Genomic DNA, 25579 nt, shown 5'->3' on the forward strand with positions numbered 1-25579 from the left:
GATGTCGACGGGAAATGAAAAGGGGGGATGGAAAAAAGCCGGCCGTCCTGTGGACGGCCGGCTGGTGGACGAGAGGGGCATTGGCAAGAGGGCCTTGGAGGGGAGGCCTGTTAAAAACTCACGTTAAGGCCGAAGGTGCCGCCGAAGGCGTTGACGCCCTGCTTGTTGAACTGGCCGATGTGCCAGTATTTGACGGCGCCCTTGAGGCTCAGCTGCTGGGTGAGGGAATAGGTTGCGCCCAGCTCGCCGTTTTCGGTCAGGTTGTTTTCGAAGCCGTTGTAGGGCACCTGGGTATCGCACCACAGGCCGCCGAAACCCGCGCCGGCGAACAGGGTCGCCTGGGAAGTGGCCACGAAGTGCCAGCGGGCGTTGAAGTTGCCGGCGATGCCGCTGGCCGGCGAGGCCTTGGAGCCGATGCCGGTGGCGGTTTCAAAGCGTTTGTTCTGGTCCACGTAGACGCCCATGCCTTCGACTTCCACGGCCACGTTGTCAAAGACGTAGTAGTTGAGCGCTCCACCGTAGGTGTAGATGGAATTGACCCGTTGGTTGGTGGTGCCGAAGATGCCGAAGCGGGGTTCGAAATTGAACGATCCGGCCGCGAAGCCTTGGGTCTGGGCCATGACCCAGGTGGCCGAGACGGCCAGCACCAGGCAGGCGACGGCAAGTCCATAAACGAGTTTGCGATACAGCGCGTCCATAGCCTTCTCCCTGAATATGTTGCAAAAATGGAATCAGGCAGGGCATTACAAAAGCCATGCCACAAGCAGAGATCAGGCCTGTCATTGCTAACTATCTAAATAGACTGGATATTTTTTAATATTGGCGCTTTCGAGGAAAACGGTCAACGCCTGGGGATGTTTGACTGTTTCAGAAAGTGAAACAGCCCTTGGTTGCTCCGCTCCGTCCAAAGCGGTCGGAGAAGGAACACACAGGGGTGGGACGGTGGGAACAACGTGCTATGAGAAGATATTCACTGCGACCTCTTTTCAGAGGCGTCTTTTCCGTTGCCGTGGAGAAACGCTGCTCCAATACCCTAAAAACTAAGGCAATTCCTCATCAAACCGCACTTGCGACGAGTTGATACGGAATTGCCCAAATAAAAACTTTCGGAAGGGGAGAGCGCGAGAGGGGAGAACCCTTTCTTGAAAGGGGTTCCCCTCTCGCACATTCGTATATGGCTAGGCCGTGGCGCGTTTTTCCCGGAGTCGGGCGCGCAGCCAGTCGTACCAGTCGGCAAGTCCCTCGCCGCTGCGGGCCGAAACCGGAAAGATGTCGATGTGTTCGTTGAGCACGCGGGCATGGCGGCTGGCCCGTTCCATGTCGAAGTCCACGTACGGGAGCAGGTCGACCTTGTTGAGCACCAGGGCGGCGGAGATGTTGAACATCAGCGGATACTTTTCCGGCTTGTCGTCGCCCTCGGTGACGCTTAAAAGCGTGATCTTGAAATCCTCGCCCACGTCGAATTCGGCCGGGCAGACCAGATTGCCGACGTTCTCGATGAAAAGGATGTCGAGGCCTGTGAGGTCGAGGCTTTTGATCGCTTCCTGGACCTGCGAACTGGTCAGGTGACAGCCGCCCTCGGTGTTGATCTGCACGGCCTGGGCGCCGGTCGCGGCCACGCGGCGGGCGTCGTTGTCGGTTTGCAGGTCGCCTTCGACCACGGCCATGCGCATCTCGCCGCCAAGCTCGGTGAGGGTGCGTTCGAGGAGCGTGGTCTTGCCCGCGCCGGGCGAACTCATGATGTTGACCGCGAGGATGCCCTTGTGGCCGAAAAAGTCCTTGAGTTCGGCGGCGATGCGATCATTGGCCTCCAGGATGTTGCGCACCACGGGAATCTGCATGGCAAGCCTCCGCTATTCGAGTTCGAGGTATTCGATGTAGAGTTCGCGGCCGGAAAGCACGGTGTGTCCGAGTTCCTCGCCGCAGCCGGGGCAGGGGGCGAAGGCCGAGTCGCCCTCGGGCGAAAATTCGCGGCCGCAGGCGCGGCAGCGCAGGACCACGGGCGTCTCCTCCATCTCCAGTTTCGCGCCGGCCAGCCGCGAGTCGATGGTCAGGACTTCGAAGGCCGTTTCCAGGGCTTCGGGCACAATGGCCGAGAGGCGGCCGTGCCGGACCTTGACGGTAAGGAGTGTTTCCTTGCCGTGCTTGGTCATTTCGTCCTCAATGATGGCGAGCAGGCTTTGGGCGATGGAGAGTTCGTGCATGGCCGGTCCGTGGTACGGCAAAATGGTGCGCGCGTAAAGAAAACCGGTTGCCAAAAGGTGTTATTGGAAAAACGGGGCCAGGATCACGGCAAAAACCATGGACGGCAGAAGGTTGGCCGTCTTGATTTTAAGCAGCCCGAGCATGTTGCAGCCGATGGCCACGATGAGCAGCCCGCCGACGGCGGAGAGCTGGGTGAGCCTGTCCGGGGTGAAATAGTCGTGCCCGGCCGCGCCGAGGTAGACCAGCGCGCCTTCGTAGAGGGTTACCGGAATAAAGGAAAGGAGCACGCCGAAGCCATGGGTGGTGGCCAGGATCAGGGCCACGGAGCCGTCCAGGGCGGCCTTGGCGAAAAGCAGGGTGTGGTCGGCGCGAAGCGCCTCGTCGAAGGAACCGAGGATGGCCATGGTGCCGGTGCAGAAGATGACCGAGGCCGTGACCAGGCCGTCGGTGAAAAGGGCGTTGTCCGAGCGCAACCGGGCCTTGAGCCCGTCGCCCACCCGGGCCATGGCGCGCTCGATGTCCATGAGCTCCCCGGCCACCGCGCCGGCGAGCATGCTGACGACCACGACCAGGGGCGCGGTGACGACAAGCGCCATCTTGAAGCCGATGAGGAGGATGGAAAGGCCGAGGGCCTGGAACATGATGATGCGCACGCGGTCCGGAAAGCGGCCGTGGAGCGTGAGTCCGAGCAGGCCGCCCACGATGATGGCGGCGCCGTTGACCAGGGGGCCGAGGGGAATCATTGGGGGACTCCTTGCCCGAGTGGGGCAGGGGAGGGCTAGCAGTTTCGGCGGGTTGTCTCAAGCTGGAAAATAATTGACAATGACGAGAGGCTCAGGATATTATTTTACGTTCAGGCCGGGATGGCGGAATTGGTAGACGCAGCGGACTCAAAATCCGCCGGAGGCAACTCCTTGGGGGTTCGAGTCCCCCTCCCGGTACCAAAACAATATCAGCGGGTTACGATAATAAATCGTGGCCCCTTTTCTTTTTTCTTGTGAAGTTGCTCCAATTTTGATCCAGTGACCGTAGTCAGGCGGCGCGCGATTCGGCACTGATTTGCGCGCTGTTTGGCATGTCCCTTTGGCCTCCCTCCGGCAGTCTGTTCCCCCTCAGATAAAACAAAAAACAGCTAGAAGCTTTGCCCTGTTAGCCCGTTTGTTGGCCAAAATTGAAATCAGGTCGCCGAGCATGATGTAACCGATCATGACTTCGGCCATGGTCCATATGCGTGCAGTTGATTTTACGGGGTATGTGTCACCAAATCCGGGCTTCGAGAAGGTTGCGAAGCTAACGGAAAGTGACGCAAGCCAATTCCTACCTGTTTTGTCCATGGCGGGTGACCCGCAACGGTTGGGTTCGCTTTGTGCGGACGAATCTCCCGACGCGGGTGTAAATAATCCCGATGACGCGTGACCTGTTTTTTACATGCGGCGACGCGGCCGCGCGGGCTTTCGATCCGGTGCGGTCCCGGACCAATGCAGTCGATTTGCCCCAACCCCTACGGTTGTTGGTAGTACCCCGCATTACGGGGTACGAAACGGACGGCCCGGCGAAAACGCATGGGGAGAGCGAAGCGCGGTCGGCCGCCCCGGGGCCCCGGCTTGCCCAGGATCTCCGAGGGCCGAACCCGAGCCAAGGAACCAAGCATGGACACGTCTTCTTCGCCCGACTGGCATACCCTTGGGGCCGCCGAGGTCTGCGAAATTCTCAAAACATCCGCCGATGTTGGCCTCGACGCGGCCGAGGCCGAACGCCGGATGGAAGCGTACGGCCCGAACGTCCTGACCCGGCGCAAGGGAAAAAGCGCTTTTGCGCGCTTCCTGCTTCAGTTGCGCCAGCCGCTCGTGCTGTTGCTCGTGGCGGCCGGCGTCGTGACCGTCGCGATCGGGGAGACCGTGGACGCGGCGGTCATTCTCGGGATCGTCATGATCAACGCCGCGGTCGGCTATCTCCAGGAATCCAAGGCCCTCGGGGCCCTGGAGGCCCTGGCGAGGTCCATGACCGCCGAGGCCCTCGTTCTCCGCTCGGGCCGGACCTTTCGCCTGCCGGCCGAACGGCTTGTCCCCGGCGACGTGGCGTTGCTTCGCTCCGGGGACAAGGTCCCGGCCGATCTGCGGCTCCTTTCGATCAGGGGCCTGCGCGTGGATGAATCGGCCCTGACCGGTGAATCGGCACCCGTGGAGAAACGCCTGGACGCGGTTGCTGCCGAGGTCGTGTTGGCCGACCGGACCGATATGGCCTACGCCTCGACCCTGGTCGTCTTTGGCCAGGGCGCGGGCGTGGTCGTCGCCAGTGGCGACGTGACCGAGATCGGGCGCATTGCGACCATGACCGCCGAGGCCGACGAGCTGGCCACGCCGCTGACCCGCGAAATCGCCCGTTTCAGCCGCGTCCTCATGCTCGCCATATTGTCCCTTTCGGTCCTGACCTTCGCCGTCGGGACCTTGCGCGGGGAAACGGCCTCCGACATGTTCATGGCCGCCGTGGCCCTGGCCGTGGGAGCCATCCCCGAGGGACTCCCGGCGGCCGTGACCGTCATCCTGGCCATCGGTGTGTCGCGCATGGCCGCGCGGGGAGCCATCATCCGCAAGCTGCCGGCCGTGGAGACCCTGGGCGGGGTCTCGGTCATCTGCTCGGACAAGACCGGCACCCTGACCCAGAACCGGATGACCGTCCGGCACATCTATGCGGCCGGGACCTCCCGGGACGTTACTGGGGCTGGATACGAGGCCGCTGGCGGGATCGAGGGCGGCCCCGGGTCTGACGCCGCCCTGCACATGACGCTTCTGACCGGACTTTTATGCAACGACTCCCGGATCGAGGGGCTCGGGAGTGAGGCCGGGGTTGTCGGCGATCCCACCGAAGCGGCGCTCATCACAGCCGCCCAAGCGGCCGGACTCAATCCGGCCGAGGCGGCCCGCCAGACGCCCCTCCTGGACACCCAGCCTTTCGACTCCGAACTCCAGTTCATGGCCACCCTGCATGCCGGGGGGTATGGCGGGCCGCGCCTGATCCTGGTCAAGGGCTCGGCCGAGGTCGTGCTGGCCCGCTCCGAAGCGGCCATGGCCGCCGACGGGCGACGGGTCCCCCTGGACAGGGATGCCGTGGAGGCGGAAATCGGGCGCATGGGCGGCCAGGGGCTGCGGATCCTGGCCATGGCCGTGAAGGAAGTCCCGGCGGACGTCTCCGGCCTGACCCCGGGCCTGCTCGCCGGCGGTCTCGTCTTCACGGGGCTCGAGGGCATGCTCGACCCGCCGCGCCCCGAGGCCGTGGCCGCTGTGGCGGCTTTTCATCGCGCCGGGGTCGAGGTCAAGATGATCACCGGCGACCACGCCGCCACCGCCACGGCCATCGCCCGCCAACTGGGCCTTGACCGCCCGGACGGGGCCCTGATCGGCGCGGCCATCGCCCGACTTTCCGACGAGGACCTCGCCCGGGCGGTCGGGGATGTCGCGGTCTTCGCCCGGGTGGCCCCGGATCAGAAGCTCCGCCTCGTCAAGGCCCTGCAGTCGCGGGGCAAGGTCGTGGCCATGACCGGCGACGGGGGCAACGACGCCCCGGCCCTGAAGCAGGCCGACATCGGCGTGGCCATGGGTCTGGGCGGCACCGAGGCGGCCAAGGAGGCTGCGGACATGATTCTGACCGACGACAACTTCGCCACCATCGAGGCGGCCGCGGAGGAAGGCCGGGGGGTGTACGACAACCTGATCAAGTTCATCGTTTGGACCCTGCCGACGAACCTCGGCGAGGGGCTGGTCATCCTGGCGGCGGTGCTGTTCGGCCTGCCCCTGCCCATCCTGCCGGTGCAGATCCTCTGGATCAACATGACCACGGCCGGCTGCCTGGGCCTCATGCTGGCCTTCGAACCCAAGGAGTCCGGGCTCATGGACCGTCCGCCCCGGGACCCGGACCATCCCATCCTGGACATGGCCATGGTCGGCCGGCTGGTCATGGTCGGGGCGCTGCTCCTGGCGGCCAGCTTCGGGCTGTACGAATGGGAGCTCGCCCTGGGCGCCGACAGGGCCGTGGCCCGGACCGTGGCGGTCAACACCTTCGTTTGCATCGAGGCGGTCTATCTCTTCAATTGCCGCTCCCTGAGCCAGTCCATTTTCCGCCAGGGGCTTTTCAGCAACGGCTGGATCGTTTTCGGAGCGCTCTTGATGCTGGCCTTGCAGCTTGGCTTCACCTATGCGCCGCTCATGCATCGTCTTTTTGGCGCCGCCCCGATCGGGATGGCGTCCTGGCTCCGGATCGGCGCGGCCGCCCTGGCCGCCTTCATCGTGGTCGAGTTGGAAAAAGCGGTCCGGCGCCGGCGCGACCGGATCGCCGGGAACGGCGACAAAGCCGGGGGCCGGATCTGAGGGAGGCCCCCGGCCTTTGGAGAAAATCGAACGGCACTGCGTCGGTCCTGAAAATGCGTCTTCGGCATCAGGTGACGGCTTGACCTGAGGCGTCATCTCTTGCCCCGTCCAACGAACCGGACAAGATGAGGGGCAAAAATCGGTGTGGGACATATCGTGTATATATTAAGATGCATGGAGCGAATGGTGCGATACGGTGCTCAATTCCATCCCGAAAAAACGATCATTTATACGTCTGGTGGCTTGACATTCTCACGCCACTTTGATGGATACTGAAAACATCTCTTTTGGTCGCGTCAGGATGGCTGTTTCATCTTGCGAAAGCATGGTCGTCGCGCCAGTGCCGGGTCTGGTGGCTTGCGCCACATGAGCCGGAATCCGGTCAGCGATAGGGGAGGACCTGCCTGTGAAACGGTACGGCAAGCCGCTGCTGTTCGTCCTGGTCGGCATCATCGTGGCCTTTCCTCTTTTTAGCCTGACCTATTACACCATGGTGCGCACCTCGACGCCGCTTTTTTGCGCCTCGTGCCATGAGATCCAGCCCGCCTACAATGCCTGGCGCACCTCGTCGCATACCAACAACTCCCGGGGGGTGGTGGCCGACTGCATGGATTGCCACCTGCCCGCGCCCCACGACACCTTCGACTTTTTCTTTGCCAAGACGCTACACGGGGCCAAGGACGTCCTGGCCCACTTCGTGGAAGACCAGTCCCAATACGACCATGCGCTGAACCGGGCCAGGGCCGCCCGGGACATCAAGAACGACCAGTGTCTCAAGTGCCACCGCAACCTGCTGTATCTTCCCAAGAAGCAGGGCGGCATGTTGGCCCACAGGCAGGTGCTGTACCCCAGGCCCGGCTATGAAAAGCGCTGCACGGACTGCCACCAAAATCTGGTGCACGTGCCGCGTCCCTACTACCGCTACCTGCCCTGCGACGGCACGGGCGGCTGATCCGGCATTGCGGCAGGAAACGTCCACAAGGAGGAGGGGGCATGCGAACGAGATGCGGATGGCCGGCTATGCTGGCGGCGGCGACGCTGATTTTGGGCACGGCGCTTTTTTCCCTGGCCCAGGATAAAAAGGCCGACGCGCCGGTCAAAGGGGCGATCCAGGCCAGGGACAAGGTTCAGGCCAATTTCCCGGCGGTCAAGGAGTTTCGGTTGGAGCGGGGCATGAGCAAGCAGGCACAGGCCTGCATCGAATGCCACAAGGTGGCGACACCGGGGATTTTCACCGACTGGGCCGCCAGCCGGCACGCCTCGGCCAACATCACCTGCATCGACTGCCATCAGGCCCAGGACTTCGACCCCGACGTCAGCAAGAAGCACTACAAGCAGTACGAGCTTTCCGACAACAAGTGGGGTACGTCCGAGTACCGCGTGCCCGTGGCCGCCGTGGTCACGCCGAAGGATTGCTCGCGCTGCCACCCGGACGAGGTCAAGCAGTATTCCAAGAGCAAGCACGCCAACACCATCGAGATCATCTGGAAGATCGACCCCTGGCTCAACCAGGGGCTCAACGACGCCACCGAGCGCACGACCGGCTGCTACGCCTGCCACGGCACGGTGCTCAAGACCAACGACAAGGGTGAGCTCGAAACCTCCACCTGGCCCAACACGGGCGTGGGCCGCGTGAACCTGGACGGGAGTCTCGGGAGCTGCACGAGTTGCCACACGCGGCACCGCTTTTCGGTCATGGACGCCAGAAAGCCCGAAGCCTGCGGCCAGTGCCATCTGGGTCCCGACCATCCGCAGGCCGAGATCTACCACGAGTCCAAGCACGGCGACATCTATGCCGCCTTTGGCAACACCTATAACTGGAACGTGGCCCCGGGCATGTGGACGCCGGGCGTGGACTACCGCGGCCCGACCTGCGCCTCCTGCCACATGTCGGGTTCCGGCCCGGTCATCGGCACCCACGACGTGACCGAGCGCCTGTCCTGGGAATTGCAGGCGCCGCTGACCATACGGCCCCAGGACTTCGCCCCCTTCCCGGCCAAGAACAACTGGGAGGTGGAGCGCAAGAAGATGCAGGCCGTCTGCAACCAGTGCCACAGCGCCACCTGGACCGAGGACCATTACGCGCGCATCGACGCGGCGGTCAAAAACTACAACGAGCTGTATTTCAAACCGGCCAAGGCCCTGCTCGACGAACTCTACGCCAAGAAGCTCGTGGACGAGAAACCCTTCTTCCACACCAAGTTCCAGTGGGACTTCTACGAACTGTGGCACCACGAGGGCCGGCGCGCCCGCATGGGCGTGGCCATGATGGCTCCGGACTATGCCTGGTGGCACGGGTTCTACGAATGCAAGAAGCGGCTGTGCGAACTTGGGGAACAGGCCCACCACATGATCACCACCAACACCCCGGCCTACAAGTACGACAACTTCCCGGGCACCGGCGGCGACACCACGCGTCCGCCCGAGATCTTCGGGCCGAAAGAGCAGTAAGGGGAAGACGATAGGGAGAGCGGGGGTCGACGGCGTGTCCGTCGGCCTCCGTACTTTTTTTCGGGACATCTTCTCCGCCCTTCCGGTCGCGCCGTCGGCGGCGCTTCCCCCCTTGCTATTTTTAGCCGCGTCACCATACTGTCACCAAGGCCCGGCGTCGCCTGCGCCAATTTCTCTCGACAAGGAGCCTCCATGCCCTTTGATGCCGCCGCATACGGTCGCCGGCTGGAAAAAAAGCTGGCCGACATTGCTCAAAAACCGGTGCTGCCCGCGCCCATGATTACACTCGTGGCAGCCACCTGCCGCGCCCAGCTGACCGAGCGGGCCGGATTCACCGTGGCGCTCGATCCCGCCCGGCTGGAGGATATCGAGCGGGTGCTTCGCGGCGCGCCCATGCTTCCTCGCGACGCCTTTCCCATCGATGCGGCCAGGGCCGCGACGTTTTTCGCCGAGCTTTCCCGTCTGGTCCGCGAGGACGAGCCCCATCTGGCCGCCGGCCTGGCCGCCATCGACGCCGCTTTGGCCAGCGGAGAATTGGATATTCGCGCCGCCTTCGCCCGCCATGTGGCCGGGGACGACGCCTTTTTCACCGCTTTTGGCGAAAAGACCCCGGATGCGCCGCGCCTGCTGGCTTTTCTGGTCCAGGCCGCGCTGGCCCCGCAGCTTTCCGCCATTGGCGAGGCCGCCTACGCCCATTTCCCGGCCGAACGCACCTGGAACTTCGGCCAGTGTCCGGTCTGCGGCGCGCCGCCCTTGATGGCCCGGCTTGTCGGCAAGGCCGGCGCCCGGCATCTGACCTGTTCCTTTTGCCAGCTCGAATACCGGGCCAAGCGCCTCATGTGCCCATACTGCGGCGAGGAGGACCACAAGATGCTCGAGGTCTTCACCGCTCCGGACGAGCCCGGCTACGCCGTCCATGTCTGCCTGCGCTGCAGGAATTACATCAAGACGGTCGATTTTCGCGACCTCGATCGGCCAAGCGTCCCCAGCCTCGACGACCTGGAGTCCCTGACCCTGGACATCGCCGCCCGCAACCAGGGCTACGCCCGGCCGGTGTTGTCCGCCTGGGGATTTTGACGTGGACGCGGCGCTGACTCGCGAGGTCCCCTGCCGCCGGTTCAAGGACGGGCGCTGGCGCGAGATCACCGACGACGTGGCCGAAGAGGTCCGGGTCACGGTGCGTCTGGACGGCGTCGGCACCTGCCGTCTTTTTGCCTCGCCTATCGACCCCGAGGGGTTGGCCCTTGGCCATGCCGCCCTGGACATGCTCGGCCCCGGCCGCATTCCCGTGCTGGCCCGGGCCGAGGGGCTGTGCTTCGATCTGGAGACGGCCCCGGATACGCGCCCCGAACCCGACCCCTCCCTGCCGGGGACGCTCGCCGCATCGGATATGCTCGCCCTGGTCACGCGCTTTATCGCCGCGCCCGGGCTGTGGGACGGCACGGGCTGTTTCCACCGGGCCGGGCTCTATGACCCGCGCGCGGGCGATTTCGTGGCCCGGGCCGAGGACATCGGCCGCCACAACTGCCTGGACCGACTGGCCGGCTTCGGCCTGCGCCAGGGAATCGCCTTGCCCGAACATATCCTTTTTCTTTCCTGCCGGGTGACGGCCTCCATGATGGAAAAGGCGCTTCGGGCCGGCCTGCGCCTGATCGTCAGCCGCTCGGCCGTGACCGGCGCGGCGGTTTCCCTGGCGCGTGAGCATGGCGTCACCCTGGTCGGCTTCGCCCGGGACGCCGAATCGCGCTTTACCGTCTTTGCCGACGCGGCCGGGAGGATCGCCGCGTGAACGGGGCGATACAGCCGCTGCTCGGCGTGATTCTGGCCGGCGGCAAATCCAGCCGCATGGGCCGCGACAAGGCCTGGCTGTCCTTTTTCGGCCAGCCGCTTCTGGCCCGGGTGGCGGGCGTGGTGCGAAACGTCACCGGCGATCTGCTCGTTTCCGGCCGCGATCCGTCCGTTTTCGGCATCGACGCCCCCTGGCTCCCCGACGCGCAGCCCGGACACGGCCCGGCCGGCGGCGTATTGACCGTCCTTGCCGCGACCGGCCGGCCCTGCCTCGTCGTTTCCTGCGACCTGCCCTTTCTGGACGAGCCGACCCTGGACCGACTGGCCGCCGCCTGGCGACAGCGTCCGGCCAGCGCGCTGATGACCACCTACCGGATCGTCGAGACCGGCTACGTGGAATCCCTGGTCGCCATCTACGACCCGGCCGGGGAGGGGCGTCTGCGCCGCAACCTGGAACAGGGGCAGCTCCGCCTTTCCGCCATTTTCCCTGAAGAGGTCCGCTGGCACATCGATTACAGCCAGGCCGACGCGGACGCGGCCCGACCCTTTTTCAACGTCAATGCGCCGCCGGACCTGACCCGGGCCCGGAGCATGGAGACCCGGATATGACCGACGTCACACCCCATCTGCGCGACGGCCGGGGACGCGAGGTCAGCTACCTGCGCCTTTCCGTCACCGACCGCTGCAATCTCTCCTGCCTCTACTGCCGGCCCCGGCACAGCTTCACCTTCATTCCGCACGAGAAGATTCTGCGCTATGAGGAGATGCTCGGTCTGGTGGGGCTGGCCCGGGAACTCGGCATCGGCAAGCTGCGCCTCACGGGCGGGGAGCCCTTTGCCCGCCGGGGGCTCATGGATTTCATCGCCGCGCTTATGGACCGCTTTCCGGGCCTGGACCTGCGCCTGACCACCAATGCCACGCTCCTGGCCGGCAAGCCGGCCGCCCTGGCCGCCCTCGGCGTCTCGGCCGTCAACATTTCCCTCGATACCCTGGACCGCAAAAAATACGCGGACATCACCGGCCTCGACCGGTTCGACGCCGTGCGTCAGGCCATCGACGAAAGCCTGGCCGCCGGGCTTCGGGTCAAACTCAACGCCGTGGCCCTGCGTGGGGTCAATACCGACGAGATCCCCGCGTTCGTGGCCCTGGCCAAAGCCTTTCCCCTGGACGTGCGCTTCATCGAATTCATGCCTATTGGCGGCGGCACGCTGTGGAAAAAGGAAAACTACATCGCCGCCAAGGAGGTGCTGGAGCTGGCCGCGGTGGCGGCGCAACTGACGCCCATCCCCCACGAACATACCACTGGCGGGCCGGCCAGAATGTACCGCATCGACGACGGCGTCGGCCGATTCGGCGTCATCTCGCCCCTAAGCGACCATTTCTGCGCCACCTGCAACCGGCTGCGCATCACCTCCGATGGCAAGCTGCGGACCTGCCTGTTCTCCGAGCGCGAATACAAGTTGCGCCAGCTGCTGCGAAACCCGAAGCTCGGACTGCCCATGGTGCGCCGGGTCATCGCCCTGGCCCTGCGCAACAAGCCGCTCGGCTACGAGGTCTTAAACCCCGGCGGCGCCAAAAAGGCCCGTAAAATGTCGGCCATCGGCGGTTAGGATGATTTTTGGGAAAAGAAAGTGCGAGAGGGGAAACCCTTTGAAAAGGGTTCTCCCCTCTCGCGCTCTCCCTTTCCTAAATCTCCTTTCTTTTATTGGTGACCACAGGATGTTCCGTCCCCTTGGTGAAAGTCTTTGGAAAGGGGGCCTGGGGGAAGAACCTTTCTTCAGAAAGGTTTTCCCCCGGTTTTTTATTCCCTAATGGCTTTTGACATTGACCGACATGCACGCAGCGAGGCGGGCGCGCGGCGCTTGCTGGAGAAGTACTGCTGGCCGGACGGGCTGCCGGTATGTCCGCGTTGCGGCAACAAAAAAGCGTATGCCTTGGCCGAGGGGCGGCTGCGCTGCGCCGGCTGCCGCTACACCTATCGTCTGCTGACCGGGCGTTTCGCCGGTCTGGCCGGGTTGACGGCCCGCCAATGGCTGCGGCTCGCGGCGCTTTTCGCCGCCGAGGAAACGGCCCACGCCATGGCCGCCGCCTTGGATTTGGCCTACAACACCGCCTACAAGGCGGCCACGCTCATTCGTCTGGCCCTTTTGGCCGAGAGCCTTGACGGGGTGGCCGTGCTGCGCGGCCGTCTGGGCAGCGAACTCGGTTTTTCCGGCAAGACATTGCGCCCGGTCCCGGCCGATGCGCCGCTCACTGCCGTGCCGGTATTCGGCATCCTGGAGCGCGGGGGCATGGTCTTTATCGACTACCTGCCCGACATGACCCCCGAGGACCTGCTGCACTACAACCTGCACTTTTCCCTGCCGCTCTCCCGGCTCGGGGCCATCGTCTATTCCGACCGCTACCAGCGCTACGCCACGCTCGTGACCTGCGGCGCGGAGGTGTTGTCCCGGCGTTTCGTGGAGGTGGCGGGGCGCGCCCCCTCGGTCGAGCCCAGCAGGGAAGGGTTCTGGCCCTATGCCCGGGAGCGGCTGGCCCGGTTCCACGGAGTCACGGCCCGCAAATTTCCGCTCTATCTCAAGGAGCTGGAATTCCGCTACAACCATCGTGATGAAGATATCCTGCCTATTTTGCTCACTAATATCTGTGCCTTTGTGCCGGATCTTGCGTAATTCTTTTTTCTTTGACCGCCTGTCACCCTTTTTTTAGATAAATAGTGACTTTATTAGCGAAATATATGTTTTTTTTAGCTTATGTTAAAAATAGCATAAGAAGGACGACACAGGCAGGCTCCGGCAAAGGGGCAGGCCGCCGTGCTGGCGGCAAAGGAGATACGCTTATGGAATGGAATCGGCGCGACTTTCTCAAAATCGCTGGCACGACCACGGCCGTGGCCGCCTTTGGCGGTCTCGGTTTCGACCTCGGCCAGGCCAAGGCCGCGGCGCTGGCCCAGGCCGACAAGCTCAAATTCACCAAGCAGACCACCTCGGTATGCTGTTACTGCTCGGTCGGCTGCGGGCTGATCGCCAGCACCGACAAGAACGGCGAGGGCCGGGTGGTCAACATCGAGGGCGACCCGGACCATCCCATCAGCGAGGGTTCGCTTTGCCCCAAGGGCGCGTCCCATTACCAGCTCGGCAAAAACGACCGGCGCATCACCAAGGTGCTTTACCGCGCTCCCTATAGCGAGAACTGGGAGGAAAAAAGCTGGGACTTCGCCCTGGACCGCATCGCCCGCAAGGTGAAAGAGGGGCGCGACGCCTCGTTTACCGCCAAGGACGCCAAGGGCCGCGTGGTCAACCGCGTGGAGACCCTGGCCTCGGTCGGTTCGGCGGCCATGGACAACGAGGAATGCTGGATCTACCAGGCGATGTTGCGGGCCATGGGGTTTACCTACATCGAGCATCAGGCCCGTATCTGACACAGCGCTACTGTAGCGGCTCTGGCAGAGTCGTTCGGACGCGGGGCGATGACGAACCACTGGATCGACATCGCCAATTCGGATTGCATTCTCATTATCGGCAGCAACGCCGCCGAGAACCATCCCATTTCGTTCAAGTGGGCGCTTCGGGCCCAGGATAAAGGCGCCAAGATCATTCACGTGGACCCGCGCTACACGCGCACCTCGGCCCACGCGGATGTGTTCACCCGGCTGCGCTCGGGTTCCGACATCGCCTTCTTCGGCGGATTTATCCGCTATATCCTGGCCAACAATCTGTATTTCAAGGATTACGTCGTCAATTACACCAACGCCTCGTTCATTCTCGGCGACAAATTCGACTTCAAGGATGGGCTTTTTTCGGGCTACGACCCGGTCAAGCGCGCCTATGACAAGTCGGCCTGGGCCTTTGCCAAGGATGCGGACGGGCGGATCAAAAAAGACCTGACCTTGCGCGATCCCCGTTGCGTATTCCAGATCCTGCGCAAGCACTACGATCGCTATTCCATAAAGGCGGTTTCCGAGATCAGCGGCACGCCCGAGGCCGACCTCCAGCTCGTCTACCAGACCTTCGCCGCCACGGGCGTCCCGGAAAAATCCGGCACCATGCTCTACGCCATGGGCCAGACCCAGCATACGGTCGGCGTGCAGAACATCCGGGCCATGGCCATCGTCCAGCTCCTTTTGGGCAACATGGGTGTGGCCGGCGGCGGCATCAACGCCCTGCGCGGCGAGGCCAACGTCCAGGGCTCCACCGACCACGCGCTACTCTATCACATTCTGCCGGGCTATCTGCCGACGCCGAATGCGAACCTGGCCAGCCTGGCGGAGTACGAGGCGAAAACCACGCCCGTGACCAAGGACCCGCAAAGCGCCAACTGGTGGGGGAACAGGCCCAAGTACATGGCGAGCTTTGTGAAGTCGCTCTATCCGGACCAGGACCTGGAAACCGGCTACGGTTATCTGCCCAAGCTCAAGCCGGGCAAGGACTATTCCTGGCTGTCCATGTTCGACGCCATGCACAAGGGCGCGTTCAAGGGCTTTTTCGCCTGGGGCCAGAACCCGGCCGCCAGTACCGCCAACGCCAACAAGACCCGCGAGGCCATGGCCAAGCTCGACTGGATGGTCACGGTCAACATCTTCGAGACCGAGACCGGCTCCTTCTGGAAGGGCCCGGGCATGGACCCGAAAAAGATCAAGACCGAGGTCTTTTTCCTGCCCTGCGCCGTGGCCTTTGAAAAGGAAGGCTCCATCTCCAACTCCGGCCGCTGGATGCAGTGGCGCTACGCCGCCCAGAAGCCCCTTGGCGACACCAAGCCGGACGGCGACATCATCTACGAGCTCTTCGAGAAGATCCGGGGGCTGTACGCCAAGGAAGGCGGGGCGTTCCCCGATCCGATAAAAAACCTCAAGTGGGATTTCGCCACGAACAACGCCTTTGACAGCCACAAGGTGGCCAAGCTCATAAACGGCGTGTTTCTCAAGGAAAAGACCCTCAAGGTCGGCGGCAAGGACAAGACCTTCAAGCCCGGCGACCCCGTGCCGAGCTTCGCCTTGCTGCAAACCGACGGCTCCACCTGTTCCGGCAACTGGATTTATTCCGGTTCCTACACGGACAAAAACATGGCCGCCCGCCGCGACAAGACCCAGACGCCCATGCAGGCCAAAATCGGGCTGTATCCGGGCTGGACCTGGGCTTGGCCGGTCAATCGGCGCATCCTCTACAACCGCGCTTCGGTGGACCCGCAGGGCAGGCCCTGGCAGCCGCAAAAGCCGGTCATCGAGTGGAAGGACGGCAAGTGGGTGGGCGACGTGCCCGACGGCGGCTGGCCGCCCATGGCCGATTCAAAGAAGGGCAAGTACCCCTTCATCATGGAGAGCGAAGGCATGGGGCAGATCTTCGGCCCCGGGAGAAACGACGGCCCCCTGCCCGAATACTACGAGCCGCTCGAGTGCCCGGTGGGCGAGCATCCCTTCTCCAGGCAGCTCAACAACCCTGCGGCCCTCAAGTTCGCCGGCCCGACCGAGGTCCATGCCACCTGCGATCCGCGCTATCCCTTCGTGTGCTCGACCTACCGGGTCACCGAGCACTGGCAGACCGGCGTCATGACCCGCAACTCGCCCTGGCTGCTCGAGGCCGAACCGCAGATGTTTTGCGAAATGAGCCCGCAACTGGCCAAGATGCGCGGCATCGGCAACGGCGACAAGGTGATCCTCGAAAGCACTCGCGGCTCGCTTTGGGCCAAGGCCATCGTCACCGAGCGCCTCCAGCCTTTTACCGTCATGGGGCATACCGTCCACCAGGTGGGCGTGCCCTGGCACTACGGCTGGACCTGGCCCAAGGATGGCGGCGATTCGGCCAACATCCTGTGCCCGTCCGTCGGCGATCCCAACACGGGCATCCCCGAAACCAAGGCCTTCATGGTCAACGTGAAAAAGGCGTAAGGGAGAACGGCCATGAACGGAAAAAGCTTCTTTATCGACCTGTCGCGTTGCACCGGCTGCCGGGGCTGCCAGGTGGCCTGCAAGCAGTGGAAGAACAAGCCCGTGGAACCCACGAAAAATATCGGCTCCCACCAGAACCCGCCCGACCTTTCCTGGCAGACGCTCAAGGTCGTGCGTTTCACCGAGACCACCATTGACGGCAAGTTCCATTGGCTGTTCTTCCCGGACCAATGCCGGCATTGCCTGGACGCGCCCTGCAAGATGGTGGGGGATTCCGAGATTCCCGACGCCATCGTCCAGGACCCGGAGACCGGGGCCGTGGTCTTCACCGAAAAGACCAAGGGGCTCACGGCCGATGCCGTGCGCGAGGCCTGTCCCTACGACATCCCCCGCGTCGATCCGGCGACCAGGCTCATGTACAAATGCGACATGTGCAACGACCGGGTCCATGCCGGCCTGCTCCCCTCGTGCGTGAAGACCTGTCCGACCGGGACCATGAACTTCGGCGACCGCGAGGACATGCTGACCCTGGCCCAAAATCGCCTGGCCACGCTCAAGCCCAGGTACCCCCAGGCGGAACTGGTGGATGCTTCCACGGTGCGGGCCATCTTCCTGTGCCCGCAGCCGCCGAGCTCCTACTATAAATATGTCCAGTACGGCGACGCCGCGCCGAGCGTGCTGAGCCGCAAGGCCTTCCTGGCCAAGGTGCTGCGCCCGTTGCGCGCATTTGGTTAGGGAGGGGAAGAGGGTGCGAGAGGGGAAACCCTTTAAAAAGGGTTGTCCCCTCTCGCGCTCTCCCCTTCCTCAATTTTCCAATGATGCTGGGAGCGACAAGGGTTCGAGCTGTCGCCTCCGGTGTCGTGGGAGGGTTGTTTCCAGGTATGGGGGCGTGCGGTCAGGGGGGGCGGTGGGGTGTGCCGGACGCGAAGGCGTATTCTTCGAATATGCGCCGCGCGCGGCAGGCACACCCCGCCGCCTCCCGAGCAAACGCATTATCCGCAAAAAACTGGTAATCGGGAACGCTCCGCAACGTCCCGCCGTGTCCGCTTTGGGGAGCCGCTGCCACGGCTCCCCGGAGGCGGCCGGTTGACCGACGACGGCAATCTGCTATTCCCGGGGTATGCTGGATATGCCCGCCAAAACGACGCACACCCTGCTGGCCATCGTGCTGGCTTGTTGCCTGCTGACCCTGGCCGCCTGTTCCGGAAAGCCCGCTCCGGAGAACGCGGACGCACGCGTGCCCGGCGTGACTTCCGATTCCGTGCTCGTCGGCTCGTCCCTGCCGCTCACGGGCCATGCCAGCTATCTGGGCAAGCAGACACTTTTCGGAGCCCTGGCCCGCATCAACGCCGTCAACGATGCCGGCGGCGTGGCCGGGCGCAGGATCAAGGTCCTGGCCCTGGACGACGGCTACGATCCGCCGCGTTGTGTGGCCAACACCCAACGGCTCATTGTCGACGACCAGGTGTTCTGTCTTTTCAGCTACGTGGGCACGCCGACCACGGTCAAAATCATTCCCATGCTGGAAGAGGCCAAGGTGCCGCTGGTGGGAAGCTTCACCGGAGCCGATGCCCTGCGCACCCCCTCGCGGCGCTACATCATAAACGTCCGGCCGTCCTATTACCAGGAAACCGCTGCCGCCGTGACGCATCTGGTCAAGGACCTGGGCATCGAACGGGTGGCGGTCTTTTACCAGTACGACGCCTACGGCTTCGACGGGCTCAAGGGCACGGAAATGGCGCTTAAGGCCCATGGGCTGGCTCCGGTGGCGCGCGGCTCCTACATCCGGGGCACCATGGACGTGGAGGAGGGGATTTCGCGCATCCTGGATGCGGGTCCCCAGGCCATCGTCATGATTGGGGCCTACAGCCCCTGCGCCAAGGCCATAACCCTCGCCAGCAGTCGGGGCTACAAAGGGCTTTTTTACGCCGTGTCCTTTGTCGGAGCCGACGAGATCGCCCGCATCCTTGGCCGGCAAAGCAATGTGCCGCTCGTGATGTCCCAGGTGGTGCCGCCGCCGGGTCTGCCCGAGTCGGTCTCGCTGCTCTCCGGGGTGGAGGAGTACGCCCGGGATCTGGCCCGCTATTTCCCCAAGGAAAGCCCCAACCTTGTGGGCCTCGAGGGTTACGTCAACGCCCAGGTGCTGATCGAAGGCCTGCGCCGGGCCGGGCGGGACCTGACGCGCGAGCGCTTCATCGACGCCGTGGATTCCATCGAGAATTTCTCCGTGGGCATCGCCAGCTCCGTCAGTTTCGGCCCGAACCGGCATCAAGGCATGGAGCGCGTCTATTTCACCCGCTTCGATCACGGCGTGTTCCGTCTGGTCACGGATTGGAAGCGGCTCAAGGCTTCGCTTGCCGCGCCGGCGACGGGCGAGGGCGACGCAACGGGCGCGCCCGCGACCGCGCGGTAGGTGACAGGCGGCATGTTTTCCAAGCGGCGCATAAGCCTCAAGCTCAAGATGTTCGGCGGGGCCATGGCCGTGGTGCTCCTGGTCAGCGCCGTCATCGCGCTTCTCGCCCGCTGGATACTGGTCACGAGCCTCAACCGCGAACTGGAGCAGCGCGGCGTGGCCATCGGCCAGAGCATTGCCGAACGGGCCAGCGGCTACATTCTGGACAAGGACCGGGCCAATCTCGTCAGCCTGGTGTTCGACGCGGCCCAGCTTGGCGAGCGGCGCATCCTCGTTTCCTACATTTTCATCGAGAACACCGACGGCCATATTCTGGCCAACACCTTCATGCGGACCTTTCCCAAGGCGCTTTTGCGGGTCAATCCGCTGCCCGAGGGCGTCGAGTCCCGCATCAGGCTGGTCCATTTCGAGGGCAACCAGGCCATCGACATCGCCGTGCCCGTGCGCGAGGGCATCTACACCCTGGGCGCGGTCCACGTGGGGCTTTCCAAAAGCCACATCGATTCCCTGGTCGGCACGTTGCGCACCACCTTCCTGGGCTTTATCGCCGCCGTGACCGTGGTCATGTTCATCATCGTGCTGCGTCTTTCCAATGCCGTGGCCCGGCCCATCTCCCGGTTGACCAAGGCCGCCGACGCCGTCAGTCGCGGCAGTCTGGACGAGCCGGCGATGCTCCTTGGCCTGCGCGAGACCGCGCCCCGGGATTGCCCGGCCTATGCCGACACGGACCTTCCCTGCTGGCATTTCGACCAGAGCGCGGGGGAGGGCAGCCCCGACAATCCGGCCAATGTCCCCACCTGTCGGGAGTGTCGTTTCTACCGCAAGGGCGGCGGCGGCGACGAGGTGGCCCAGCTCGCCGAGTCCTTCGGCAACATGATCTGGAGCATGCGGCTCTACCGCCGCCGGTTGCGGGAATCCGAGGAAAAGTACCGCTCCCTTTTCGACAGCAACCCCGATCCGGTCTTTGTCGTCGACACCGCGACCGGCCGCATCCTGGACGCCAATTCCCAGGCCGAGCACGTCTACGGCTATCCCCGGGACGCGCTGGTCGGCCGGCCGGTGGGGGTGCTGGAGTCCGACGGCCCCCCGGGCGGGATCTCGGCCTATTTGCAGGACCGCGACGCCCCGGACCGGGTGCTTTTCGCCAAGCTGCGCCATGTGCGAAAAGACGGCACGCCGCTTTTCGTCAACCTGCACGCCTGCCGCATCGCCTACCGGGGCCGCGACGCCGTGATTTTTTCCACCACCGACATCACCGAGCAGGTGGAAAAGGACGCCCACCTCATCCAGGCGAGCAAGATGAAGACCTTGGGCGAAATGTCGGCCGGCATAGCCCACGAGCTCAACCAGCCGCTCAATGCCGTCAAGATGGGCAGCGACTACCTGCGTCTGGTGGCCGAATCCGGGAAGCCGCCGCCCCTGGAAAACCTGCTGGCCGTCACCGCCCAGATCAGCGAGCAGGTGGACCGCGCCGCCGCCATCATCGGCCATCTGCGCGACTTCGGCCGCAAGTCCGAGCCGGTCCTGGAGGATGTGGACATCGCCGTGCCCATCCGGGGCGTCTTTGCCATCATCGGCCACGAACTGTCCCTGGCCGGCATCGGGATCGACCTGGATTTGCGTCCCGTCCCGCCCATACGGGCCCATGCCAACAGGCTGGAGCAGGTTTTTTTCAACCTCGTGGTCAACGCCCGGGACGCCATGGTGGGAAACGGCTGTCCGGGCAGGGACCCAGGGGGCAGGCGGCTGCGCATCCGCTGTTTTCGGGAAGGGCTGCGGGTGACGGTGACCGTGGCCGATACCGGCTGCGGTATTCCCGAGGCCAAGCGGCACAAGATCTTCGAACCGTTTTTCACCACCAAGCAGACCGGCCAGGGCATGGGCCTGGGGCTCGCCATCACCTACGGCATCGTCAAGGATTACGGCGGAGACATCACGGTCGACGAGGCCCCGGGTGGGGGAAGTCTTTTCCGCCTGAGCTTCCCGATTGCGGAAGGCGCCCTGGGCGGCGCGCCGTCTTGACGGCGGACCCGGCTGCCTGCAAACATGAGGCCCCGTCATCCCCGGGAGTACGGCATGCGAACCATATTGGTCATCGACGACGAGCGTCCGACGCTCCAGATGTTCGAGCTCTACCTCGGGGCCTACGGGTATCCGGTGCTGACGGCCGCCAGCGGCGAGGAGGGGCTGGTCGTTTTCACCGAAAAAGAGCCGCCCATCGTCCTCACCGACATCAAGATGCCCGGCATGGACGGCTTGGCCGTGCTGCGTGCGATCAAGGAAATGCGTCCCCGCACCGAGGTGATCGTCATCACCGGGCATGGCGATGTCGATCTGGCCCTGACCGCGCTCGGGCTTCGGGCCACCGACTTCATCGACAAGCCCATCCGGCGCGAGGCCCTGGAAGCGGCCCTGGCCCGGGCCAATGGCCGGCTGGACCAGGCCGGCGCGGCCGGGGACGGCGAGCCTGTCGGCGTGGAACGGGCCGGGGACGTGGGGGTCGTGGTCATCCGGGGCAACCTGACCGGCGAGGCCGAGCCCTACCTGACGCGGGCCATGCGCGAACTGGCCGATGCCGGGAAACTGCTTTTCGCCTTCAGCCCCGATGCCTCGATCAACGGCGCCGGCCTCGACCTGCTGTTGCAGGCCACGGAGGAGGGGAGCGGCCGCCCGGCGGCGATTTGCGGCCTTTCGGACAATTTCGCCAAGGTGCTTGACCGGCTCGGCGTCACCGGCCGCGCCCCCCGGTTTGCGGACCGCCAGGCGGCCATGGAGCACCTTGCCGCGCAACCCGTCGGTTGACCGCGCGGCCTCTCTCGGGGAGAAAGACGCGCCACGGGCGTTTACAGGCCGGCCCGCCCCACCTATAGTGCCGCTACCGCAAAACGGCGACCGGATACGGGCGGTTTCATGACAACCCGAAGTGACGTCCTCGGCCGGGGCTGCCTATGGGTCAGTCTCGCGGCTTTATACACCTTGTGCGGCATGAAGCTTTTCGTGGCGTGGCGCGATGGGCTGTGGTTCGACTGGCCGCTGGGCGATTTTCTGCCGGACATCGTGGTGCGCTGGGTGTTTCGCCTCCCGGACGGCGCGCCGCGCACGGCCCTGGTCTGGGTCATGGGCCAGGACGTGGTGTATCAGGCGGCGGCCGTAACCTGCTGTATCTGGCTGCTGACACTTTTCGGGAAATCGTCCGCCCGTGGCGGCGACGGGGTTTCCTCGTAAGCGCGGCCCGCCGGGATTGGGTTTTGGAGGTTCGACTGATGCGAAGTATGCTGTGGGCCTTGGTCCTGACCGGCTTGTTGTGCGGCGTTCCGGCCCGGGCGGCGCAACCCATAACCCTTGACGGCCGGGTGTCCGGCGTCATGCAGTTCCCGAAGACGCAGACCATCTGCCTGTCGTTTACGGGCAACGACAAGAAAAATTACATGATCTGCGACGACGTTACCGCCAAGGACGTTATCGAGCAGCTCTTTGCCCTGGGCAAGAAGGACACGCCGTGCCGCATCGAGGGCACCGTGGCCAAAAAGTCCGGGGAGGACGTCTACCTTACCGTAACCCGCGTGACCCAGGGCAAGTAATTCCTTCCGTCCGCGTTTTTCCCAACCCGAACCCCCCATTCCATGCGCGACAACCCGCAAGCTCCCCAAAGGCACCCCACCCGTGCCCTGACCATCGGCAATGTCGGCGTCGGCGGCGACAATCCCGTGCGCGTCCAGAGTATGACCAACACCGACACCCGCGACGTGCCGGCCACCCTGGCCCAGATTCGGGCCCTGGCCGACGCCGGTTGTGAGATCGTGCGCTTGGCCGTGCTCGACGAGGCCGCGGCCGCGGCGCTGAAACCCATCCACGAGGCCTCGCCCGTGCCGTTGGTGGCCGACATCCATTTCGACCACCGCCTCGCCGTGGCGGCGCTTGCCGCCGGCATCGAGGCCCTGCGCATCAATCCCGGCAACATTGGCTCCGAGGCGGCCGTGGACACGGTGGTCGCGGCGGCCAAGGACCACGGCGCGCCTATCCGCATCGGCGTCAATTCCGGCTCGGTGCAAAAGGACCTGCTCGACAAATACGGCGGCCCCACCCCCGAGGCCATGGTCGAAAGCGCCCTGACCCACATCGCCTATCTGGAAAAGCGGGGCTTTTATGACATCAAGGTGTCGCTCAAATCCTCCTCCGTGCCCCGCACCGTGGCCGCCTATCGCCTGCTGGCGAAAAAGGTCGACTATCCGCTGCATATCGGCGTCACCGAAGCCGGGACCCCCATGCGCGGCGCGGTCAAATCCGCCGTGGGCCTGGGGATTCTGCTCTCCGAGGGCCTGGGGGACACGCTGCGGGTATCGCTGACCGGCGATCCGGTCACGGAAATCGGCGTGGCCTACGAAATTCTGCGTTCCCTCGACATCCGCGCCCGGGGCCCGGAAATCATCTCCTGCCCCACCTGCGGCCGCACCGAAATCGACCTCGTCGGGTTGGCCGAGGCCGTGGAGGAGCGCCTTCGCGGCGTGACCGACGTCTTCACCGTGGCCGTCATGGGCTGCGTGGTCAACGGCCCTGGCGAGGCCCGCGAGGCCGACATCGGCATCGCCGGCGGCCGGGACTGCGGCATCATTTTCCGCAAGGGCCGGGTGCTCGGCAAGGTGCGCGGCGCGGACAATCTCATTCCTGCCTTCATGGACGAACTGGACCGTTATCTCACCGAAAAAAAGGAAACCCCATGCGACTGAGCCGCTACTATGCCCCGACCCTCAAAGAAACCCCGGCCGAGGCCGAGGTTATTAGCCATAAGCTTTTGCTGCGCGCCGGCTTGATCCGCAAGCTCACCGCCGGCATCTATACCTATCTGCCGCTGGGGCTTAAGGCGCTCAACAATGTCGCCCGCATCGTGCGCGAGGAAATGGACCGGGCCGGAGCCCTGGAAGTCCTCATGCCCGCCGTGCAGCCGGCGGATCTGTGGAAGGAATCCGGTCGCTGGGAATTCTACGGCCGCGAACTGCTGCGCTTCGTCGACCGCCACGACCGCGAATCCTGCCTGGGCCCCACCCACGAGGAAGTCGTCACTGACCTCGTGCGCCACGAGATCCGCTCCTACCGCCAGCTCCCCATCAACCTCTACCAGATCCAGACGAAGTTCCGCGACGAGATCCGCCCCCGCTTCGGGCTCATGCGCGGCCGGGAATTCGTCATGAAGGACGCCTACTCCTTCGACAAGGACGATGCCGGAGCCGACGCCAGCTACTGGGCCATGTACAAGGCCTATATCCGTATCTTCGAGCGCTTGGGACTCAAATTTCGGGCCGTCTCGGCCGATTCCGGCTCCATCGGTGGCTCGTTCTCCCACGAATTCATGGTCCTGGCCGACACCGGCGAGGACACCATCGCCTACTGCGACGCCTGCGACTTCGGGGCCAACGTGGAAAAGGCCGAGGCCGTCTGCCCGCCCCCCGGCGACATCGCCCCCTGTCCGCCGGCCGAAACCGTGGCCACCCCGGGCCAGCACACCGTCGAAGAGGTGGCCGCCTTCCTCGAAGTCACGCCGGACAGGATCGTCAAGACGCTCGTCTACGTCGCCGACGGCAAGACCGTGGCCGCCCTTGTGCGCGGCGACCGCGAACTCAACGAGGTCAAATTCAAGAACCTCCTCGACGCCAAGGACCTCCGCCTGGCCAGCCCCGAGGAAGTCACCGCCGCGACCAAGGCCCCGGTCGGGTTCGCCGGCCCGGTGGGACTTGCCGGCATCCCTATTTACGCCGACCGGGAACTCGCCCTGGCCGCCGACTGGACCGTCGGGGCCAACGCCGCCGACGCCCACCTGCGCCATGTGGATCTTGGCCGCGATGCCACAATCCTTTCCTTCACCGACCTGCGCCAGGTCGCGCCCGGCGACCCCTGCCCCAAATGCGGCACGCCCCTCTCCTTTGCCAAGGGCATCGAAGTCGGCCATGTCTTCAAGCTGGGACTCAAGTATTCCAAGGCGCTAAGCGCCACCTTCCTCGACGAGGCCGGCAAGGAGCAGTTCATGATCATGGGCTGCTACGGCATCGGCGTCTCGCGCATCGTGGCCGCCTGCATCGAACAAAATAACGACGCATCCGGCATCATCTTCCCGCCGGCCATAGCCCCCTTCGAGGTCGCGCTTTTAAACCTCAACGCCAAGGATGCGGACGCTTCCGCCAAGGCCGACGAGCTCTACGACGCCCTGACCGCCGCCGGCATCGAAACTCTCCTCGACGACCGCGAGGAACGCCCGGGCATCAAATTCAAGGACGCCGACTTGCTGGGGTTCCCCATCCAGCTCACCCTCGGCGGCAAAGGCCTGGCCCGGGGCATCGTCGAAACCAAGGACCGCCGCACCGGCGAGAAGGGCGAACTGCCGCTCGACGGTTTCATGGACGCCTTTGTTGCCTGGCGCGAAGGCGTGCGCCAGGGCTGGGGGCTGGATTAGCGGCGGCGGGGGAGGGAACCCCTTTTTTC

At 64.4% G+C, this 25579-nt stretch carries 22 protein-coding genes and 1 tRNA gene; 18 read left to right on the forward strand and 5 right to left on the reverse strand.

The features are described from left to right. Window positions 1-110 precede the first annotated feature (110 nt). The 4 genes from ACMZ6R_RS01730 to ACMZ6R_RS01745 all read right to left on the reverse strand — a co-directional run bounded on the left by ACMZ6R_RS01730 (window position 111) and on the right by ACMZ6R_RS01745 (window position 2948). Window positions 111-698: a hypothetical protein gene (locus ACMZ6R_RS01730; RefSeq protein ID WP_416109028.1), complete on the reverse strand. Its 588-nt coding sequence runs from the start codon at window positions 696-698 to the stop codon at window positions 111-113. A 480-nt stretch (window positions 699-1178) separates the two neighbouring features. Further along, a complete protein-coding gene (gene hypB / locus ACMZ6R_RS01735) occupies window positions 1179-1841 on the reverse strand; it encodes a hydrogenase nickel incorporation protein HypB (RefSeq protein WP_416109029.1) in 663 nt (220 codons plus the stop codon). Window positions 1842-1853: 12 nt separating this feature from the next. After that, complete coding sequence (locus ACMZ6R_RS01740; RefSeq protein ID WP_416109031.1) at window positions 1854-2204, reverse strand: hydrogenase maturation nickel metallochaperone HypA; 351 nt, start codon at window positions 2202-2204, stop codon at window positions 1854-1856. 60 nt (window positions 2205-2264) lie between these two features. Next, entirely contained in the window at window positions 2265-2948 is a 684-nt protein-coding gene (locus ACMZ6R_RS01745; RefSeq protein WP_416109032.1) for a DUF554 domain-containing protein, read from the reverse strand. A 114-nt stretch (window positions 2949-3062) separates the two neighbouring features. Between ACMZ6R_RS01745 and ACMZ6R_RS01750 the strand changes: the two genes are divergently transcribed. Beyond that, window positions 3063-3149: transfer RNA gene (locus tag ACMZ6R_RS01750), tRNA-Leu, on the forward strand. 168 nt (window positions 3150-3317) lie between these two features. Here the strand turns inward: ACMZ6R_RS01750 and ACMZ6R_RS01755 are convergent. After that, on the reverse strand, window positions 3318-3539 hold the full coding sequence (locus ACMZ6R_RS01755) for an ion channel (protein ID WP_416109034.1): 222 nt from the start codon (window positions 3537-3539) through the stop codon (window positions 3318-3320). 315 nt (window positions 3540-3854) lie between these two features. Between ACMZ6R_RS01755 and ACMZ6R_RS01760 the strand changes: the two genes are divergently transcribed. The 17 genes from ACMZ6R_RS01760 to ACMZ6R_RS01840 all read left to right on the forward strand — a co-directional run bounded on the left by ACMZ6R_RS01760 (window position 3855) and on the right by ACMZ6R_RS01840 (window position 25550). Continuing rightward, on the forward strand, window positions 3855-6569 hold the full coding sequence (locus ACMZ6R_RS01760) for an HAD-IC family P-type ATPase (RefSeq protein ID WP_416109035.1): 2715 nt from the start codon (window positions 3855-3857) through the stop codon (window positions 6567-6569). A gap of 406 nt (window positions 6570-6975) precedes the next feature. After that, the gene (locus tag ACMZ6R_RS01765) at window positions 6976-7521 is read left to right on the forward strand and encodes a cytochrome c3 family protein (RefSeq protein WP_416109036.1); all 546 of its coding nucleotides are present in this window, start codon (window positions 6976-6978) and stop codon (window positions 7519-7521) included. 41 nt (window positions 7522-7562) lie between these two features. Beyond that, window positions 7563-9020 (forward strand): multiheme c-type cytochrome, encoded by a 1458-nt coding sequence (locus ACMZ6R_RS01770; protein WP_416109037.1) that lies wholly within the window; start codon window positions 7563-7565, stop codon window positions 9018-9020. A 192-nt stretch (window positions 9021-9212) separates the two neighbouring features. Beyond that, window positions 9213-10097, forward strand: a complete 885-nt coding sequence (locus ACMZ6R_RS01775; RefSeq protein ID WP_416109038.1) for a formate dehydrogenase accessory protein FdhE — start codon at window positions 9213-9215, stop codon at window positions 10095-10097. Between the two features lies 1 nt (window position 10098). Next, window positions 10099-10809, forward strand: a complete 711-nt coding sequence (locus tag ACMZ6R_RS01780) for a formate dehydrogenase accessory sulfurtransferase FdhD (RefSeq protein ID WP_416109039.1) — start codon at window positions 10099-10101, stop codon at window positions 10807-10809. After that, entirely contained in the window at window positions 10806-11417 is a 612-nt protein-coding gene (locus ACMZ6R_RS01785; RefSeq protein ID WP_416109041.1) for a molybdenum cofactor guanylyltransferase, read from the forward strand. The genes ACMZ6R_RS01780 and ACMZ6R_RS01785 overlap by 4 nt, the downstream gene beginning before the upstream one ends. Then, window positions 11414-12418: a GTP 3',8-cyclase MoaA gene (gene moaA, locus ACMZ6R_RS01790; RefSeq protein WP_416109043.1), complete on the forward strand. Its 1005-nt coding sequence runs from the start codon at window positions 11414-11416 to the stop codon at window positions 12416-12418. The genes ACMZ6R_RS01785 and moaA overlap by 4 nt, the downstream gene beginning before the upstream one ends. Before the next feature lie 201 nt (window positions 12419-12619). Next, a complete protein-coding gene (locus tag ACMZ6R_RS01795; RefSeq protein WP_416109044.1) occupies window positions 12620-13480 on the forward strand; it encodes a transposase in 861 nt (286 codons plus the stop codon). Between the two features lie 167 nt (window positions 13481-13647). Further along, complete coding sequence (fdnG, locus tag ACMZ6R_RS01800; RefSeq protein WP_416109045.1) at window positions 13648-16692, forward strand: formate dehydrogenase-N subunit alpha; 3045 nt, start codon at window positions 13648-13650, stop codon at window positions 16690-16692. A gap of 12 nt (window positions 16693-16704) precedes the next feature. Further along, entirely contained in the window at window positions 16705-17427 is a 723-nt protein-coding gene (locus ACMZ6R_RS01805) for a 4Fe-4S dicluster domain-containing protein (RefSeq protein ID WP_416109047.1), read from the forward strand. A gap of 385 nt (window positions 17428-17812) precedes the next feature. Further along, the gene (locus ACMZ6R_RS01810; RefSeq protein WP_416109048.1) at window positions 17813-19105 is read left to right on the forward strand and encodes an ABC transporter substrate-binding protein; all 1293 of its coding nucleotides are present in this window, start codon (window positions 17813-17815) and stop codon (window positions 19103-19105) included. Window positions 19106-19117: 12 nt separating this feature from the next. Further along, window positions 19118-21127 carry an ATP-binding protein gene (locus ACMZ6R_RS01815; RefSeq protein WP_416109050.1) on the forward strand — a complete coding sequence of 670 codons (2010 nt, stop codon included), beginning with the start codon at window positions 19118-19120 and terminating at the stop codon, window positions 21125-21127. Window positions 21128-21181: 54 nt separating this feature from the next. Beyond that, window positions 21182-21907 (forward strand): response regulator, encoded by a 726-nt coding sequence (locus ACMZ6R_RS01820; protein WP_416109051.1) that lies wholly within the window; start codon window positions 21182-21184, stop codon window positions 21905-21907. Between the two features lie 108 nt (window positions 21908-22015). Beyond that, window positions 22016-22330, forward strand: coding sequence for a hypothetical protein (locus ACMZ6R_RS01825; RefSeq protein WP_416109052.1), 315 nt, complete (start codon window positions 22016-22018; stop codon window positions 22328-22330). Window positions 22331-22368: 38 nt separating this feature from the next. After that, window positions 22369-22686 (forward strand): hypothetical protein, encoded by a 318-nt coding sequence (locus ACMZ6R_RS01830; protein WP_416109053.1) that lies wholly within the window; start codon window positions 22369-22371, stop codon window positions 22684-22686. A 42-nt stretch (window positions 22687-22728) separates the two neighbouring features. After that, complete coding sequence (gene ispG / locus ACMZ6R_RS01835) at window positions 22729-23832, forward strand: flavodoxin-dependent (E)-4-hydroxy-3-methylbut-2-enyl-diphosphate synthase (RefSeq protein ID WP_416109054.1); 1104 nt, start codon at window positions 22729-22731, stop codon at window positions 23830-23832. Next, the gene (locus tag ACMZ6R_RS01840; RefSeq protein WP_416109056.1) at window positions 23823-25550 is read left to right on the forward strand and encodes a proline--tRNA ligase; all 1728 of its coding nucleotides are present in this window, start codon (window positions 23823-23825) and stop codon (window positions 25548-25550) included. The genes ispG and ACMZ6R_RS01840 overlap by 10 nt, the downstream gene beginning before the upstream one ends. Window positions 25551-25579: the final 29 nt, after the last annotated feature.

The sequence above is a fragment of the Solidesulfovibrio sp. C21 genome (assembly GCF_047785625.1).
Taxonomy (GTDB): domain Bacteria; phylum Desulfobacterota; class Desulfovibrionia; order Desulfovibrionales; family Desulfovibrionaceae; genus Solidesulfovibrio.

Coding starts and splice junctions, on each gene's coding strand:
- ACMZ6R_RS01730 (WP_416109028.1), bottom strand. CDS start 698: ATGGACGCGCTGTATCGCAAACTCGTTTATGGACTTGCCGTCGCCTGC.
- hypB (WP_416109029.1), bottom strand. CDS start 1,841: ATGCAGATTCCCGTGGTGCGCAACATCCTGGAGGCCAATGATCGCATC.
- ACMZ6R_RS01740 (WP_416109031.1), bottom strand. CDS start 2,204: ATGCACGAACTCTCCATCGCCCAAAGCCTGCTCGCCATCATTGAGGAC.
- ACMZ6R_RS01745 (WP_416109032.1), bottom strand. CDS start 2,948: ATGATTCCCCTCGGCCCCCTGGTCAACGGCGCCGCCATCATCGTGGGC.
- ACMZ6R_RS01755 (WP_416109034.1), bottom strand. CDS start 3,539: ATGGACAAAACAGGTAGGAATTGGCTTGCGTCACTTTCCGTTAGCTTC.
- ACMZ6R_RS01760 (WP_416109035.1), top strand. CDS start 3,855: ATGGACACGTCTTCTTCGCCCGACTGGCATACCCTTGGGGCCGCCGAG.
- ACMZ6R_RS01770 (WP_416109037.1), top strand. CDS start 7,563: ATGCGAACGAGATGCGGATGGCCGGCTATGCTGGCGGCGGCGACGCTG.
- ACMZ6R_RS01775 (WP_416109038.1), top strand. CDS start 9,213: ATGCCCTTTGATGCCGCCGCATACGGTCGCCGGCTGGAAAAAAAGCTG.
- moaA (WP_416109043.1), top strand. CDS start 11,414: ATGACCGACGTCACACCCCATCTGCGCGACGGCCGGGGACGCGAGGTC.
- ACMZ6R_RS01795 (WP_416109044.1), top strand. CDS start 12,620: ATGGCTTTTGACATTGACCGACATGCACGCAGCGAGGCGGGCGCGCGG.
- ACMZ6R_RS01805 (WP_416109047.1), top strand. CDS start 16,705: ATGAACGGAAAAAGCTTCTTTATCGACCTGTCGCGTTGCACCGGCTGC.
- ACMZ6R_RS01810 (WP_416109048.1), top strand. CDS start 17,813: ATGCTGGATATGCCCGCCAAAACGACGCACACCCTGCTGGCCATCGTG.
- ACMZ6R_RS01815 (WP_416109050.1), top strand. CDS start 19,118: ATGTTTTCCAAGCGGCGCATAAGCCTCAAGCTCAAGATGTTCGGCGGG.
- ACMZ6R_RS01820 (WP_416109051.1), top strand. CDS start 21,182: ATGCGAACCATATTGGTCATCGACGACGAGCGTCCGACGCTCCAGATG.
- ACMZ6R_RS01825 (WP_416109052.1), top strand. CDS start 22,016: ATGACAACCCGAAGTGACGTCCTCGGCCGGGGCTGCCTATGGGTCAGT.
- ACMZ6R_RS01830 (WP_416109053.1), top strand. CDS start 22,369: ATGCGAAGTATGCTGTGGGCCTTGGTCCTGACCGGCTTGTTGTGCGGC.
- ispG (WP_416109054.1), top strand. CDS start 22,729: ATGCGCGACAACCCGCAAGCTCCCCAAAGGCACCCCACCCGTGCCCTG.
- ACMZ6R_RS01840 (WP_416109056.1), top strand. CDS start 23,823: ATGCGACTGAGCCGCTACTATGCCCCGACCCTCAAAGAAACCCCGGCC.